This is a genomic window from Blastococcus sp. SYSU DS0616 (genome assembly GCF_054051015.1).
Map to the genome: position 1 here is coordinate 19,216 of NZ_JBJHAJ010000038.1, position 14,531 is coordinate 33,746.

Consider the following 14,531-nt stretch of genomic DNA (forward strand, 5'->3'; position numbering starts at 1 on the left):
CGTCACCGCCCGGCCGGTGCGACGGCGGCGACGAGCGCGGTGGCGACGAGGTCGATGCCCTCGGTGCCGACGACCTCCGCGGGGACCACCTGACCGGCGACCGCACCCGCCGGCACGCCGGTGAGGGTGGTGGTGCCGTCGGCGTCCGGGTCCTGGTGGGCCGCGTGCCCCAACCAGGTGCCCGGGCCGTCGGTGGCGGAGAGGTCCTCGCTGAGCAGGACCTCCACCCGCTCGCCGATGCGCTCCTCGGCCCGCTGTGCGGTCAGCTCCTCGACCAGGTCGGTGATCCGGCGGACCCGGGCGTCGATCTCGTGCTGGTCGAGCTTGCCGTCCAGGCCGATCGCCTCGGTGCCCTCCTCGTCGGAGTAGCCGAAGACGCCCACGGCGTCGAGCCGACCCTCGACGAGGAAGCGCTCCAGCTCGGCGACGTCGTCCTCGGTCTCCCCCGGGAAGCCGAGGATGACGTTGGTGCGGAACCCCGCCGCCGGCGCGAGCGCACGTGCCCGCTCGATGAGCGCCAGGAAGTCGTCGGTACCGCCGAAGCGGCGCATCCGGCGCAGCAGCGACGGCGAGGAGTGCTGGAAGGAGAGGTCGAAGTACGGCGCCACCCCGTCGGTCGCGGCGATGACCTCCAGCAGACCCGGACGGAGCTCGGCCGGCTGGAGGTAGGCGACCCGCACCCGCGCGACGCCCTCGATCGCGGTCAGCTGCGGCAGCAGCTTCTCCAGCGAGCGCAGGTCGCCGAGGTCCTTGCCGTAGGAGGTGGAGTTCTCGCTGACCAGCACCAGCTCGGTGACGCCCTGGCCGGCCAGCCAGGCCGCCTCGGACAGCACCTCGGCCGGCGGCCGGGAGACGAAGGCGCCGCGGAAGGCCGGGATGGCGCAGAAGGCGCAGCGCCGGTCGCACCCGGAGGCGAGCTTCAGCGCGGCCGACGGCCCCGAGGCCAGCCGGCGACGGCGCAGCCAGTCGTGCCCGGGGATCGCCGGGCCTGCGGCGGCGTCCGTCCGGCCCCCGGCGCCGGCCAGCACCGCCGAGCGCTCCACGGGGCTGATCGGGAGCAGCGTGCGGCGGTCCCGCGGCGTGTGGGGCACGAGGGGGCGGCCGGTGAGGACGTCGTCGAGGCGGCCCCCGATCTCGGCGTAGTCGTCGAAGCCGAGCACGGTGGCCTCGGGCAGCGCGTCGGCGAGCTCGGAGCCGTAGCGCTCGGCCATGCAGCCGACCGCGACGACGGAGGCACCGGAGTCGGTCGCGGCGAGGATCGCGTCGACGGAGTCCTTCTTGGCCGTCTCGATGAACCCGCAGGTGTTGACGAGCACCGCATCGGCGCCCTCGGCGTCCTCGACCAGCTGGTAGCCCTCCGCGGCGAGCCGGCCGGCCAGCTCCTCGGAGTCGACCTCGTTGCGCGCGCACCCGAGGGTCACCACGGCCACGGTCCGGGCAGGGCTGGGCGTGGCTGTCACCCGGCCATCGTAGTCCGGCCCCGGGGCAGGGTCCCGCCTCGAGCCTGCGAGTGGCGGGGGGCGTCCTTCATCACGATCCGCCGCGGAGCGTGAACAGCGTCGCCTCGAGCTCGTCGGGCTTGACCAGCACGTCGCGGGCCTTGGAGCCCTCGGACGGCCCGACGATGCCGCGGCTCTCCATCAGGTCCATGAGCCGGCCGGCCTTGGCGAAGCCGACCCGCAGCTTGCGCTGGAGCATCGACGTCGATCCGAACTGGCTCGTGACGATGAGCTCCACGGCCTGCAGCAGCAGGTCGAGGTCGCCGCCGATGTCCTCGTCGATCTCCTTCTGCTCGCCCCCGGCGCTGCCCGCGGAGAAGACCTCCTCGCGGTACTCCGGCTCGGCCTGGCGCTTGGTGAACTCGACGACCGCCTCGATCTCGGCGTCGGTGACGAAGGCGCCCTGCACGCGCATCGGCTTGCCGGCGCCGATGGGCATGAAGAGGGCGTCACCCATGCCGATGAGCTTCTCGGCGCCCGGCTGGTCGAGGATGACCCGGCTGTCGGTCAGGCTGGAGGTGGAGAACGCCAGCCGCGAGGGCACGTTGGCCTTGATCAGGCCGGTGACGACGTCGACCGAGGGGCGCTGCGTCGCGAGGATCAGGTGGATGCCGGCCGCGCGCGCCTTCTGCGTGATCCGGACGATGTGCTCCTCGACGTCCCGCGGGGCCACCATCATCAGGTCGGCGAGCTCGTCGACGATCGCCAGGATGTACGGGTAGGGCCGGTAGACCCGCTCGCTGCCGGGGGGCGCGGTGATCTCACCCTTCTCGACCTTGCGGTTGAAGTCGTCGATGTGCCGCACGCCGGTGGACTTCATGTCCTGGTAGCGCTGCTCCATCTCCTCGACCAGCCAGGCCAGCGCGGTGGCCGCCTTCTTCGGGTCGGTGATGATCGGCGTGATCAGGTGCGGGATGCCGTCGTACGGCGTGAGCTCGACCATCTTCGGGTCGACCAGGATCATCCGCAGCTGGTCGGGGGTGGCCCGCAGCAGCAGCGAGGTCAGGATCGAGTTGACGCAGCTGGACTTACCCGCACCGGTCGCACCGGCGACCAGCAGGTGCGGCATCTTCGCCAGGTTGGCGCAGACGAAGCCGCCCTCGATGTCCTTGCCGAGCCCGACCAGCATCGGGTGCGGGTCCTGCTTGGCCGCCTGCGAGCGCATGACGTCGCCCAGGCTGACCTTCTCGCGGTCGGTGTTGGGCACCTCGATGCCCACCGCGGACTTGCCCGGGATCGGGGCGAGGATGCGGATGTTGTCGTTGGCCACCGCGTAGGCCATGTTCTTGGTCAGCTGCGTGATCTTCTCGACCTTGACGCCCTGACCGAGCTCGACCTCGTAGCGGGTGACCGTCGGTCCACGGGTGAACCCGGTGACGGCGGCGTCGATGTTGAACTGGTCGAGCACCCCGCTGATGGCCTCGATGGCGACGTCGTTGGCCTTCGACCGCGCCCGCGGCGGGTCCCCCGCCCGCAGCATGGACAGCGCCGGCAGCACGTAGTCGCCCTCGACCGGCTGGATGGACAGCTGCTCGGGCTCGGTGATCGGCGGCAGGTCCTCGGGCGGGGAGGTGCGGTCCTCGACCGGCCGCCGCACGGTCGGCGGTACCGGCGGCGGGGGGGCCAGCACGGTGTGCTCGGGGTCGGTGGTGCGGGTCGCCTCCGGCGCCTCCGCGTAGGCCCCGTGGTCGATGGGCCCGGTGGTGAGCAGGTCCTCCGACAGCGAGCTGCGGCGCCGGCGCCCCTTGGGCGCGGGCTCCTCGTCGTCCTCGTCGTAGTCGTCGGCGTCGTGGTCCTCGTCGTAGTCGTCGCGGCCCAGCAGCCGATCGGTGAGCTCGCGGACCCGTTCGGGGATCTGGTGGACCGGCGTCGCGGTGATCACGAGCAGGCCGAAGAAGGCGAGCAGCCCGAGCAGCACGACGGTGACCGCGGCACCGACACCGGCCACCAGCGGCGTGCCGACGGCCCAGCCGACCATCCCGCCGGACCCGGGTTCGCCCGCCTCCGGCACCGCGGGGGTACCGAGGACGTGCGCGATGCCCAGCACCGACGCGACGGCGCACAGCCAGCCGATCGCCAGCCGGCCGCGCGCCTCCGGACGAGGGCCGCGGCGCAGCAGCCGCAGGGCGGCGAAGAAGAGGACGACGGGCAGCACCATCACCAGCGAGCCGACGACCCAGCGCACCCCGTCGGTGAGGGCGGCCCCGACCGGGCCGATGCCGTTGCTCCATGCGGCGGCCCCGAGCACGATCGCCAGACCGAGGACGGCGAGTCCCACCCCGTCGCGCCGGTGCTCGGGGGCGAGCGGCTCCGCCTCCTCCGGCCGGGCGACGGACCGGGCCAGACCGCCCGCGCCGCGGGCGAGCAGGTTCCAGCCCCCGCTGGCGATCCGCCAGACCGAGCCACCGGACGACGGCTTCTTCCGGGCGGGCTGCCGCCGGTTGGGCGCCCGCTTGGTGGCGGGCCGCTTCTTGCTCGCCGCCGTCGAGCCCGAGCGGCTGCGGGTCGCGGCCGGCCGGCGGTTCGGCGTGGTGCGGGCAGGCATGCGTCAGACCGTAAGCCCGGGGCGGGTTCCCGGCGGGCAGGCCGGACGTCGTGTCCCGCGCACCGCCATCCCATAACGTCACACGCATGAGCACCCCGCTCCCCCACGGCAGCTGGCCCACCCCCGTCACCTCCGAGCTCGTCGTGCGGGCGGCGGCCCGTCTCGGGGAGGTGGTCGTGGACGGGGACGACGTCTGGTGGGCCGAGTCGCGACCGGCCGAGGGCGGCCGCACCGCGCTCGTGCGGCGATCCCCCGACGGCGTGGTCACCGACGCCCTGCCGGCGCCCTGGAACGCCCGCACCCGGGTGCACGAGTACGGCGGCGGCGCCTGGACGGTGTCCGACGGCGTCCTGTGGTTCACGGAGTTCTCGGACCAGCGGCTGTACCGACTGGCGCCCGGCGACGGTTCGCCCGTCGCGGTGACCCCGGAGCCGGCCGTTCCGTCCGGCGTCCGGCACGCGGACCTCACCGTGGTCGCGGACGGCGTGCTCGCGGTGCGGGAGACGCACACCGCCTCCGGCGCAGCGGCCGACGTGGTGAACGAGATCGTGCTGGTGCGCCCGGACGGGGCGACGGAGGTGCTCGTCTCCGGTCCCGACTTCGTCTCCGACCCGCGGCCGGGCCCTGACGGGGTCACGCTGGCATGGCTGCAGTGGGACCACCCGGACATGCCGTGGGACGCGGCGCAGCTGGTCGTCCGGTCGGGTGACGGTAACGAGACTGTCGTCGCCGGCGGTCCTGGCGAATCCGTCGTCCAGCCGACGTGGAGCCCCGACGGCACCCTGTGGTTCCTGTGCGACCGCACCGACGTCTGGTCCCTCTACCGCCGGCGTCCCGGCGGGGCACCGGACCTCGTGCTCGACGCCGGGAGCGACATCGCCGGGCCCCAGTGGGTGTTCGGTCAGTCGCGCTACGCCCTGCTGGCCGACGGGAGGGGCGTCCTGGCCTACGGCCGGGCCGGGCGCGACCGCCTGGCGGTACTGAGCCCCGGCGCGGAGCCCCGGGAGCTCGACCTCCCCTACGGCACGTTCCGGTACCTGACCGCGCAGGGCACCTCGGTGGTCTGCGTCGCCGGCGGCCCGGCGAGCGAGCCGGTGGTCCTGCGGGTCGACGTCGACAACGGCGCGGCGGAGGTGCTGCGCCCGGCGCGGGACCTGGAGCTGGACCCGGCCTGGTTCTCCCGGCCCGAGCACGTCACCTTCCCGACCGAGGACCGCGGCACGGGGATCGGCGTCGCCCACGCCCAGGTCTACCCGCCGGCGAACCCGGAGGTGACGCCCCCGGAGGGGAGCCTCCCGCCGCTGGTGGTCGTCGTCCACGGTGGCCCCACCGCGGCCGCCGTCCCGGTGCTGAACCTGGAGATCCAGTACTGGACCTCCCGCGGGTTCTGCGTCGCCGACGTCGACTACCGCGGCTCGGTGGGCTACGGCCGCCGCTACCGCGACGCGCTGCAGGGCCGGTGGGGCGTCGTCGACCTCGACGACGTCGTCGCGTGCGCGCGCTTCCTCGCCGACGCCGGCCGGGTCGATCCCGCCCGGATGGCGATCCGCGGCGGGTCGGCCGGGGGCTACACCACGCTGGCCGCGCTCTCCATGCGCCCGGGGGTCTTCACCGCCGGGGCGAGCCACTACGGCGTCGCCGACCTGGGCGCGCTGGCCGCCGAGACGCACAAGTTCGAGTCCCGCTACCTCGACGGCCTGGTCGCGCCGTGGCCCGAGGGCGCCGACGTCTACGCCGAGCGCTCACCGATCAACCACGTCGACACCCTCGACACCCCGCTGGCGGTGTTCCAGGGCGACGAGGACGCCGTCGTGCCGCCGTCGCAGGCCGAGGCGATCGTCGCGGCGCTGCGCGACAAAGCGGTGCCGCACGCCTACCTGCTGTTCCCCGGCGAGCAGCACGGCTTCCGCAAGGCGGAGAACATCCGCGCCGCGCTGGACGGCGAGCTCTCCTTCTACGCGCAGGTCTGGGGGTTCGACCTGCCGCCGGGCGAGGCGATCGAGCCGATCGCGGTCGTGCGGGGATGACCGGCGTCGTCCGGGCGGCCGTGCACGCCGACCTGGCCGCGCTCCAGGACGTCGAGCGCGCCGCCGGCCGCCCGTTCGCCGACCTCGGCATGAGCCTGGTGGCGGAGGACGATCCCCCGTCGCTGGAGACGCTGCGGGAGTACGCGGACGCGGGCCGCGCCTGGGTCCGCACGGACGACGACGGCCGGCCGGTGGCCTATCTCCTCGCCGACGAGGTCGACGGTTGCGCCCACGTCGAGCAGGTGAGCGTGCACCCGGAGCACGCCGGCCGCCGCCTCGGTCAGGAGCTCCTCGCCCGCCTGGAGGAGTGGGCGAAGGATCGGGACCTACCGGCGATCACGCTCACCACCTACGTCGACGTCCCGTGGAACGGCCCTCACTACCGGCGGCAGGGGTTCCGGTTCCTGTCGGACGCCGAGCTCACGCACGGCCTGCGGCGCATCCGCCGGGCGGAGGCAGCTCGCGGCCTCGACCGCTGGCCGAGGGCCGCCATGCGGCAGGAGCTCAGACCTCCAGCACCGTCGGGATGATCATCGGCCGGCGGCGGTGCTTGTCCGACACCCACTTGCCGACCGTGCGCCGGATGATCTGCGACAGGCGGTGGGCGTCCACGTCGTCGTCGGCGAGCGCCCGCTTGAGGTTGTCCTCGACCAGGGCCAGCACCTCGTCGAAGGCCGACGGGTCGTCGGAGAAGCCACGGGTGGACAGGTGCACCGGCCGCACGATGGTGCGCGTGGACGGCTCGATCACCACGGTCAGGGAGACGAACCCCTCGTCGCCGAGGATGCGGCGGGCCTGCAACGACTCCTCGCCGACGTCACCCACGTTGAGCCCGTCGACGTAGACGTCGCCGATCGGCACCGAGCCGACGATCGAGGCCTTGCCGTCGAGGAGGTCCACGACGACGCCGTCCTCGGCCAGCAGGATCCGGTCGGCGGCCATGCCCGTCTCCTCGGCGAGCTTGGCGTGCGCCCGCAGGTGCCGCCACTCCCCGTGCACCGGCATGAGGTACTTCGGCTTGGCGACATTGAGCAGGGTGCGCAGCTCGCCGGCGGGGGCGTGCCCGGAGACGTGCACCCGCGCCGTCTCCTTGTGCACCACGGTGGCGCCCAGCCGGGCCAGCCCGTTGATCACCTTGTAGACGGCGGTCTCGTTGCCGGGCACGAGCGACGAGGCCAGGACGACGGTGTCCCCGGCCTCGATGGTGACCTGGTGGTGCTCGCCGCGCGCCATCCTGCCCAGCGCCGACAGCGGCTCCCCCTGCGAGCCGGTGCTGACCAGCACGACCTGCTCGGGCGGCATCTTCGCGGCGTCGTCCAGCGAGACCATGAGGCCCGGCGCCACCCGCAGCAGCCCCAGGTCGCGGGCCACACCCATGTTGCGGACCATCGAGCGGCCCACCAGCGCCACCTTGCGGCCGTGCTTGTCCGCGCAGTCGAGCACCTGCTGGATGCGGTGCACGTGGCTGGCGAAGCTGGAGACGATGAGCCGCTGCGACGCGCGCGCGAAGACGTCGTCGAGCACCGGCCCGATGGACCGCTCAGGGGTGACGAAGCCGGGCACCTCGGCGTTGGTGGAGTCGGCCAGCAGCAGGTCGATGCCCTCGACGCCCAGCCGGGCGAACGCCCCCAGGTCGGTCAGCACCCCGTCGAGGGGCAGCTGGTCCATCTTGAAGTCACCGGTGTGCACGAGCAGGCCCGCCGGCGTGCTCACGGCGACGGCGAGCGCGTCGGGGATCGAGTGGTTCACCGAGATGAACTCGCAGTGGAACGGCCCGGCGACGTGGTCGTCGCCGGCGGCGACCTCGACCAGGGTCGCGTCCAGCCGGTGCTCGCGGAGCTTGGCGGCCACCAGCGCCAGCGTGAAGCGGGAGCCCACCAGCGGGATGTCCTCGCGCAGCCGCAGCAGGTACGGGATCGCACCGATGTGGTCCTCGTGCCCGTGCGTGAGGACCACCGCGGCGATGTCGTCGAGGCGGTGCTCGATCACGCCGAAGTCCGGCAGGATCAGGTCGACGCCGGGCTGCTCCGCCTCCGGGAACAGCACGCCGCAGTCGATGACGAGCAGCGTGCCGTCGAACTCCAGCACGGCCATGTTCCGGCCGATCTCGCCGAGACCGCCCAGCGCCATCACCCGCAGCCCGCCCTCCGGCAGCGGCGGGGGCGCCTTGAGGTCCAGGTGGGGCTGGGTGGCCTGTCCGCTCACGACGTCGTCGCCTCTCGGAGCTGGACCCCGCCGGCGGCGAGGTCGGCGCGCAGCTGCGCGATCTGTTCGGGGGTGGCGTCGACCAGGGGCGGCCGCACGGGGCCGGCCGGGAGGCCGAGCTCGCGCAGCGCCGCCTTGGCGAGGATGACGCCCTGGGTGCGGAAGATGCCGGTGTAGACCGGCAGCAGGCTGTCGTTGATCTCGCGGGCCTTGACCAGGTCACCGCCCTCGACGGCGGCGACGAGCTCGGCCAGGCGGGGCCCGACGACGTGGCTGACGACGCTGACCATGCCGACGCCGCCCAGGGCGAGGATCGGCAGGTTCAGCATGTCCTCGCCGCTGTAGTAGGCGAGGTCGGTGCGCGCCATCGTCCAGGCCATGGCACCGAAGTCGCCCTTGGCGTCCTTCACCGCGACGATCCGCGGGTGCTCCGCGGCGCGCACGAGCGTCTCCACCTCGATGGGCATCCCGGTGCGGACGGGGATGTCGTACAGCATCACCGGCAGGTCGGTGCTGTCGGCGACCGAGGTGAAGTGTCGGAGCAGACCGGCTTGGGGGGGCCGGTTGTAGTACGGCGTCACGACCAGCAGGCCGTGGACGCCGAGCTCCGCGGCCGCGCGCGCCTTCTCGATCGAGTGCGCGGTGTCGTACGTCCCGACGCCGGCGACGACCGTGGCCCGGTCACCGACGGCGTCCAGCACCACCTCGAGGACGGCGCGCTGCTCGGCGTCGCTGATCGTCGGCGACTCACCCGTCGTCCCGAAGACGACCAGCCCGTCGTTCCCACCCCGGTCGACCAGGTGCGCGGCCAGCTCCTGGGCCCCGGCCAGGTCGATCGACCCGTCCTCGGCCAGCGGGGTGACCATCGCCGTGAGGAGGCGCCCGAACGGCCGGGCGGGGTCGGTGGTCATGGGGAGAATCTACCCAGCGGAGGGAACCGATCCCCTCACGTACTCCGACACCGCGAAGCGCAGGCCGTCCGATGCCGACACCGACCAGCCCTCGGCCGGCGTGCGCGCGGTGCGGACCCACCCCCCGTCCAGCGCCGGCGCCCAGGTGTCGCCGTCGACGGCGACGTCGACGTCGGTGACCACCACCCGGTCGGCGTGCGGCAGGAACGCGGCGTAGACCTCTCCCCCGCCGATCACCCAGCACGCCGGGTGCTCGGCCAGCACCTGGGCGACCGAGTGCGCGACCAGCGCCCCCTCGGCCGACCACCGGGGATCCGACGTCAGCACGACGTTGACCCGGTTCGGCAGCGGGCGGAAGCGCTCCGGCAACGACTCCCACGTGCGCCGGCCCATCACCACCGTCGACCCGGTGGTCAGCCGGCGGAAGAGCGCGAGGTCCTCGGGCAGGTGCCAGGGCAGGCCGCCGTCGGCACCGATGACGCCACCCCGCGCCTGCGCCCAGATCAGCGCCACGCCGCTCCGCCCGGCTGGCGAGCTCGCCGGGCCGGTCACACCGCCACGGCCGCCCGGATCGCGGGGTGGTGGCGGTAGTCCCGCACCGTGAAGTGCTCGTAGCCGTAGTCGAACAGCGTGGGCGCCGGCGCGAGCTCCAGCGTCGGGAAGGGCAGCACCTCCCGGGAGAGCTGCTCGGTCACCTGGTCGACGTGGTTGCTGTAGATGTGGCAGTCACCCCCGACCCAGATGAACTCGCCGGGCTCCAGCCCGACCTGGGCGGCGATCATCCGGGTGAGCAGCGCGTAGCTCGCGATGTTGAACGGCACGCCGAGGAACATGTCGGCGCTGCGCTGGTAGAGCTGGCAGGAGAGCTTGCCGTCGGCGACGTAGAACTGGAAGAACGCGTGGCAGGGGGCCAGCGCCATCTCGGGCAGGGCGGCGACGTTCCAGGCCGAGACGATCATCCGGCGGGAGTCGGGGTCCGTGCGCAGCGTGTCGAGCAGGTTCGCGATCTGGTCGACGTGCCCGCCGTCGGGGGTGGGCCACGACCGCCACTGCACGCCGTAGACGGGGCCGAGCTCGCCGTCCGGGGACGCCCACTCGTCCCAGATGGTGACGCCGTTCTCGCGCAGCCAGCTCACGTTGCTGTCGCCGCGCAGGAACCAGAGCAGCTCGACGGCGATCGACCGGAAGTGCACCTTCTTCGTCGTCACCAGCGGGAAGGTCTCCGACAGGTCGTAGCGCAGCCGCTCGCCGAACAGGCTCACCGTCCCCGTCCCGGTCCGGTCCGCCTTCGGCGTCCCCTGCGCCAGGATGCGCCGCAGGAGGTCCTCGTACTGGGTGTCGATCGGTGCTGCCACGACCCCGAGCCTACGGCGGCCCGCCTCCACCGGGCCGCGGCCCGGGAACACCCGCCCCAGCCGTCGCGCGGGGCTCAGCCCTCGGTGACGAAGGGGCTCGCCGCGACCTCGGTGCCGTCGCCGAGCCGGCTGATCCGGAAGTCGCCGAAGACGTTGGCGGCCACGCGCTGGAGCTCGCGCAGGCAGGCGATCGCCAGCTCGCGGAGCTCGACGTCGGCGTGCTCGCTGGCCCGCACGGCCACGAAGTGCCGCCAGGCCCGGTAGTTGCCGGTGACGACGATGCGGGTCTCGGTGGCGTTGGGCAGCACCGCGCGGGCCGCCTGGCGGGCCTGCCTGCGGCGCAGCGTCGCGGAAGGGGCGTCGGCGACCCGCTCCTCCAGCCCCTGGAGCAGCGCACCGTACGCGGCGACGGCGGCCTCGGTGGCGGCGAGGAACCGTGCGTGCAGCTCGGGGTCCTCGGCGATCACGGCCGGCTCGACGACGGCCGCGCCGTCCTCGGGGACGTACCGCTGGGAGAGCTGGCTGTAGGAGAACTGCCGGTGCCGCACCAGCTCGTGGGTGAGCGAGCGGGAGACCCCGGTGAGGTACATGCTCACCGTTCCGTGCTCCAGCACCGAGAGGTGCCCGACCTCCAGGATGTGCCGCAGGTAGCCGGCGTTGGTGGCGGTGGTCGGGTTCGGCTTGTCCCACGCCTGGTAGCAGGCCCGCCCGGCGAACTCGGCGAGCGCCTGACCGCCGTCGGCGTCGGTCTCCCACGGCACGTCCGCCGGCGCGGTGAACTGCGTCTGCGCGACGACCTGGACCCGGAGCGGCGCGATCTCTGGCACCCGTCGAGCCTACGGCGGCCGGGCGGGCAGACTGGCGGTGTGGAGTGGTGGCGTCCGTTGCTCGCCGTGGCCGGCGGGTTCCTGCTGGTCTGGCTGGTGCTGCTCGCCGCCCTGTGGCGCACCCGGCCCGACGGGCTGACCGTCCGAGACGGCCTGCGCCTGCTCCCCGACGTCGTGCGGCTGGTGCGCCGGCTGGCCGCCGACCGCACCCTGCCCGCCGCGCTGCGCGTGCGGCTCTGGCTGCTGCTGGCCTACCTGCTCTCGCCGGTGGACCTCGTGCCCGATGTCGTGCCGGTCCTCGGCCAGGCCGACGACGTCGTGGTCGTCGCCTGGGCGCTGCGCTCGGTGGTGCGCCGCGCCGGCGACGACGCCCTCGTGCGGCACTGGCCCGGGGAGCCGGCGGGGCTGCAGGTGGTGCGCCGGCTCGCCGGCCTCAGGCCGGGAGCGGCGGGACCCCCAGCGCACGGCTGAGGTCGGGCCACAAATCTCCCCGCTGGACGACGGCGACGTCGTCCAGCGCCATCCACCCGGCCATCAGCCGCAGTTCGTCGGCGAGCTCGGCGGCGACCGCAGCGTGCTCCACCCCGGCCTCGGCGTGCGCCGCCTGCACGCGCAGGACGCCGGCCCTCCGGTCCGCCTTGAGGTCGACGCGGGCCACCAGCCGGTCGCCCAGCAGGAAGGGCAGCACGTAGTAGCCGTGCACCCGCTGCTCCGCCGGGGTGTAGATCTCCAGCCGGTAGCGGAAGCCGAAGATCCGCTCGACCCGTGGCCGCTCCCACACCAGGGAGTCGAACGGGCTGAGCAGCGCCCGCGCCCGGATCCACCGAGGACGGCGGGCCGCGGGGTCCAGCCAGGCCGGGCGCCCCCAGCCGGCCACCTCGACCGGCAGCAGCTCGCCGGCGTCGGCCAGCTCGCCGATCGCCGTCCTGGCGTCGGCCGGGGTGAGGCGGAAGTAGTCGCGCAGGTCGGTCTCGGTGGCGACGCCGAGCGCCCGCGAGGCGGTGCGGACGAGCTCCCGCACGGCGTCGGGCCGCTCCGGGGTGGGGGCGGCGAGGACAGCGGAGGGCAGGACGCGCTCCGGCAGGTCGTAGACGCGCTCGAACCCCGCCGTCCGGCGGGCGGCGGTGAGCGCGCCGGTGAAGAAGAGGTACTCCAGCGCGGCTTTGCCCGCGTGCCAGTTCCACATGCTGCCCGGCCGGTTGGGCCGCTCCTCCTGCAGCTCGCCGGCGCGGAGCGGGCCGTCGCGACGCACCCGCTCGAGCAACGCCGCCACGTACTCCGGTCGCTCCCGGTGCACCCGGGTCATGCTGCCCCAGGCCTCCCGCTGCACGGCCGCCATGCGCCAGCGCAGGAAGGGGTGCAGCCGTACGGGGAGGAACGACGCCTCGTGCGCCCAGTACTCGAACAGGTCGTGCCGTCGGTTCGCCAACCCGTCGAGCGCCTCGCGCGGATAGGGCCCCAACCGGCTGAACGCCGGCAGGTAGTGCGAGCGGGAGAGCACGTTGACCGAGTCGATCTGGACGACGGCCAGCCGCTCGGTGAGCCGCCGCAGCTGCCGTGTCCCGACGGCGGCGACCGGCCGCGGCTCGGCGAAGCCCTGGGCGGCCAGGGCGATCCGCCTCGCCAGCGCGGCGGGCAACCGTTCGACGGAGGTCACGCCCGAGGATCCTGCCCGCCCGGTACGACACCCGCCGCTCCGGCCACCGGACCTACGCTGCCCGGGTGACCTCGCTCCCGTTCCCCCGCCGCACGGGCTCCGCCGACGTGTCGGTCCGACCGGCCCGACCGGACGACGCCGCCGCCATCGCCCGGGTGCAGGGCGTCACCTGGCGGACCGCGTACCGCGCGCTGCTGCCGCCGGAGGTCCTCGACAGCTGGGACGAGGCGGCCGTCACGGCGTCCTGGCGGTCGGCCGTCGCCAGCCCGCCCTCGACCCGGCACCGGGTGCTGGTCGCCGTCGAGCGGGAGGCGGTCGTGGGCTTCGCCGCCGTGACGCCCGGGGACGACGCCGCCGAGATCACCACGCTGCTGGTCGAGCCCCGGTGGGGACGGCGCGGCCACGGCAGCCGCCTGCTGGCCGCGGTCACCGACCTCGCCGCTGCCGACGGCACCGCCCGGCTCCAGGTGTGGCTCGCGGAATCCGACCGGGCGTCCGCCGACTTCTACGCATCGGCGGGTTGGGCGCCCGACGGGTGGGCGCGCACGCTGGACACCGGGGCAGCACCTCTGCGGGAGCTGCGCTGGCACGTCGCGCTGGACGACGAGGACATGGACCGATGACCTTCGACGGTTTCCCGGACGAGGGACTGGTCTTCTACGAGGGGCTCGAGGCCGACAACAGCAAGGCCTACTGGACCGCGCACCGCGCCGACTACGACGCCCACGTCCGCGCACCGATGACGGCGCTGGTCGAGGAGCTGGCGCCCGAGTTCGGGACGGTGAAGGTCTTCCGCCCGTACCGCGACGTCCGGTTCAGCCACGACAAGACCCCCTACAAGACCCACCAGGGCGCCGTCGTCAACCCGGAGGGGCGCGGCGCGGGCGCCTGGTACGTCCAGATCTCCGCCGACGGGCTGTCCGTCTCGGGCGGCGCCTGGCGCCTGGAGTCCGACCAGGTGGCGAGGTACCGGCGGGCGGTGGCCGACCGGGTGCAGGGGCCCCGCCTGGAGGCCGAGGTGTCCCGCCTGCGCACCGCCGGCTGGGAGATCGAGGGTGACCGCCTGGTGCGGGTCCCGGCCGGGTACTCGGCTGCGGATCCCCGCATCGAGCTGCTCAGGCACAAGGCGCTGCACGCCACCCGCCGGTGGACGCCGGAGGACTGGCTGCACACCCGGGAGGCCGTCGACCGGGTTCGCGCCGCCTGGCGGGACCTGGGCCGGCTGAACGCGTGGCTCGCCGACAACGTCGGCGCCACCACGAAGGAGCCCCGCCCCCGGCGCTGACCCGGGCAGACGACCGGTGACCCGCCGCCCCTGCCGGCTCCTCCGCGCATAGCGGAGAGGCGCCGTGCGCGGGGGCCGGCGCGGTGAGGGGGCAACGACGAAGGGGCCCCAGCACGAATGCTGGGGCCCCTTCGGGAATGGTTGTCCGGCGGCGTCCTACTCTCCCACCCCGTCTCCAGGGCAGTACCATCGGCGCTGAGAGGCTTAGCTTCCGGGTTCG

The 14,531-nt window shown here is 74.0% G+C and carries 13 protein-coding genes and 1 rRNA gene; 5 read left to right on the top strand and 9 right to left on the bottom strand.

Annotated features, from left to right (window positions below):
- Positions 1-2: 2 nt before the first annotated feature.
- Positions 3-1,460 carry a 30S ribosomal protein S12 methylthiotransferase RimO gene (gene rimO, locus ACI79K_RS19690; protein WP_456589343.1) on the bottom strand — a complete coding sequence of 486 codons (1,458 nt, stop codon included), beginning with the start codon at positions 1,458-1,460 and terminating at the stop codon, positions 3-5.
- A gap of 70 nt (positions 1,461-1,530) precedes the next feature.
- On the bottom strand, positions 1,531-4,044 hold the full coding sequence (locus ACI79K_RS19695) for a DNA translocase FtsK 4TM domain-containing protein (RefSeq protein WP_456596514.1): 2,514 nt from the start codon (positions 4,042-4,044) through the stop codon (positions 1,531-1,533).
- Between the two features lie 86 nt (positions 4,045-4,130).
- On the opposite strand from ACI79K_RS19695, the gene ACI79K_RS19700 reads away from it, so the two are divergent.
- Together ACI79K_RS19700 and ACI79K_RS19705 are read left to right on the top strand one after the other, a co-directional pair.
- Positions 4,131-6,071, top strand: a complete 1,941-nt coding sequence (locus tag ACI79K_RS19700) for a dipeptidyl-peptidase 5 (RefSeq protein WP_456600560.1) — start codon at positions 4,131-4,133, stop codon at positions 6,069-6,071.
- Entirely contained in the window at positions 6,068-6,601 is a 534-nt protein-coding gene (locus ACI79K_RS19705) for a GNAT family N-acetyltransferase (protein ID WP_456600561.1), read from the top strand. Before ACI79K_RS19700 ends, ACI79K_RS19705 begins: the two co-directional genes overlap by 4 nt.
- On the opposite strand, the gene ACI79K_RS19710 is transcribed toward ACI79K_RS19705, so the two are convergent.
- The 5 genes from ACI79K_RS19710 to thyX form a co-directional block, all read right to left on the bottom strand.
- Positions 6,576-8,276 carry a ribonuclease J gene (locus tag ACI79K_RS19710; RefSeq protein ID WP_456589339.1) on the bottom strand — a complete coding sequence of 567 codons (1,701 nt, stop codon included), beginning with the start codon at positions 8,274-8,276 and terminating at the stop codon, positions 6,576-6,578. The genes ACI79K_RS19705 and ACI79K_RS19710 overlap by 26 nt on opposite strands.
- Positions 8,273-9,187, bottom strand: coding sequence for a 4-hydroxy-tetrahydrodipicolinate synthase (gene dapA, locus ACI79K_RS19715; protein ID WP_456589338.1), 915 nt, complete (start codon positions 9,185-9,187; stop codon positions 8,273-8,275). The genes ACI79K_RS19710 and dapA overlap by 4 nt, the downstream gene beginning before the upstream one ends.
- Positions 9,188-9,196: 9 nt before the next feature.
- Complete coding sequence (locus ACI79K_RS19720; protein ID WP_456589337.1) at positions 9,197-9,700, bottom strand: dihydrofolate reductase; 504 nt, start codon at positions 9,698-9,700, stop codon at positions 9,197-9,199.
- Positions 9,701-9,735: 35 nt separating this feature from the next.
- Positions 9,736-10,542 carry a thymidylate synthase gene (locus ACI79K_RS19725; protein WP_456600562.1) on the bottom strand — a complete coding sequence of 269 codons (807 nt, stop codon included), beginning with the start codon at positions 10,540-10,542 and terminating at the stop codon, positions 9,736-9,738.
- A 74-nt stretch (positions 10,543-10,616) separates the two neighbouring features.
- Positions 10,617-11,369 carry an FAD-dependent thymidylate synthase gene (gene thyX, locus ACI79K_RS19730; RefSeq protein ID WP_456589335.1) on the bottom strand — a complete coding sequence of 251 codons (753 nt, stop codon included), beginning with the start codon at positions 11,367-11,369 and terminating at the stop codon, positions 10,617-10,619.
- A gap of 39 nt (positions 11,370-11,408) precedes the next feature.
- On the opposite strand from thyX, the gene ACI79K_RS19735 reads away from it, so the two are divergent.
- The gene (locus ACI79K_RS19735; RefSeq protein WP_456600563.1) at positions 11,409-11,840 is read left to right on the top strand and encodes a DUF1232 domain-containing protein; all 432 of its coding nucleotides are present in this window, start codon (positions 11,409-11,411) and stop codon (positions 11,838-11,840) included.
- Here ACI79K_RS19735 and ACI79K_RS19740 read toward each other — a convergent pair.
- Positions 11,803-13,026, bottom strand: coding sequence for a winged helix-turn-helix domain-containing protein (locus tag ACI79K_RS19740; protein ID WP_456600564.1), 1,224 nt, complete (start codon positions 13,024-13,026; stop codon positions 11,803-11,805). The genes ACI79K_RS19735 and ACI79K_RS19740 overlap by 38 nt on opposite strands.
- A 65-nt stretch (positions 13,027-13,091) precedes the next feature.
- Here ACI79K_RS19740 and ACI79K_RS19745 point away from each other — a divergent pair, with 65 nt between their 5' ends.
- Both ACI79K_RS19745 and ACI79K_RS19750 read left to right on the top strand, forming a co-directional pair.
- Positions 13,092-13,649 (top strand): N-acetyltransferase family protein, encoded by a 558-nt coding sequence (locus ACI79K_RS19745; protein WP_456596507.1) that lies wholly within the window; start codon positions 13,092-13,094, stop codon positions 13,647-13,649.
- Positions 13,646-14,311, top strand: a complete 666-nt coding sequence (locus tag ACI79K_RS19750) for a DUF2461 domain-containing protein (RefSeq protein ID WP_456600565.1) — start codon at positions 13,646-13,648, stop codon at positions 14,309-14,311. Before ACI79K_RS19745 ends, ACI79K_RS19750 begins: the two co-directional genes overlap by 4 nt.
- A 143-nt stretch (positions 14,312-14,454) precedes the next feature.
- Here ACI79K_RS19750 and rrf read toward each other — a convergent pair.
- A 5S ribosomal RNA gene (gene rrf, locus ACI79K_RS19755) occupies positions 14,455-14,531 on the bottom strand; the annotation flags it as partial.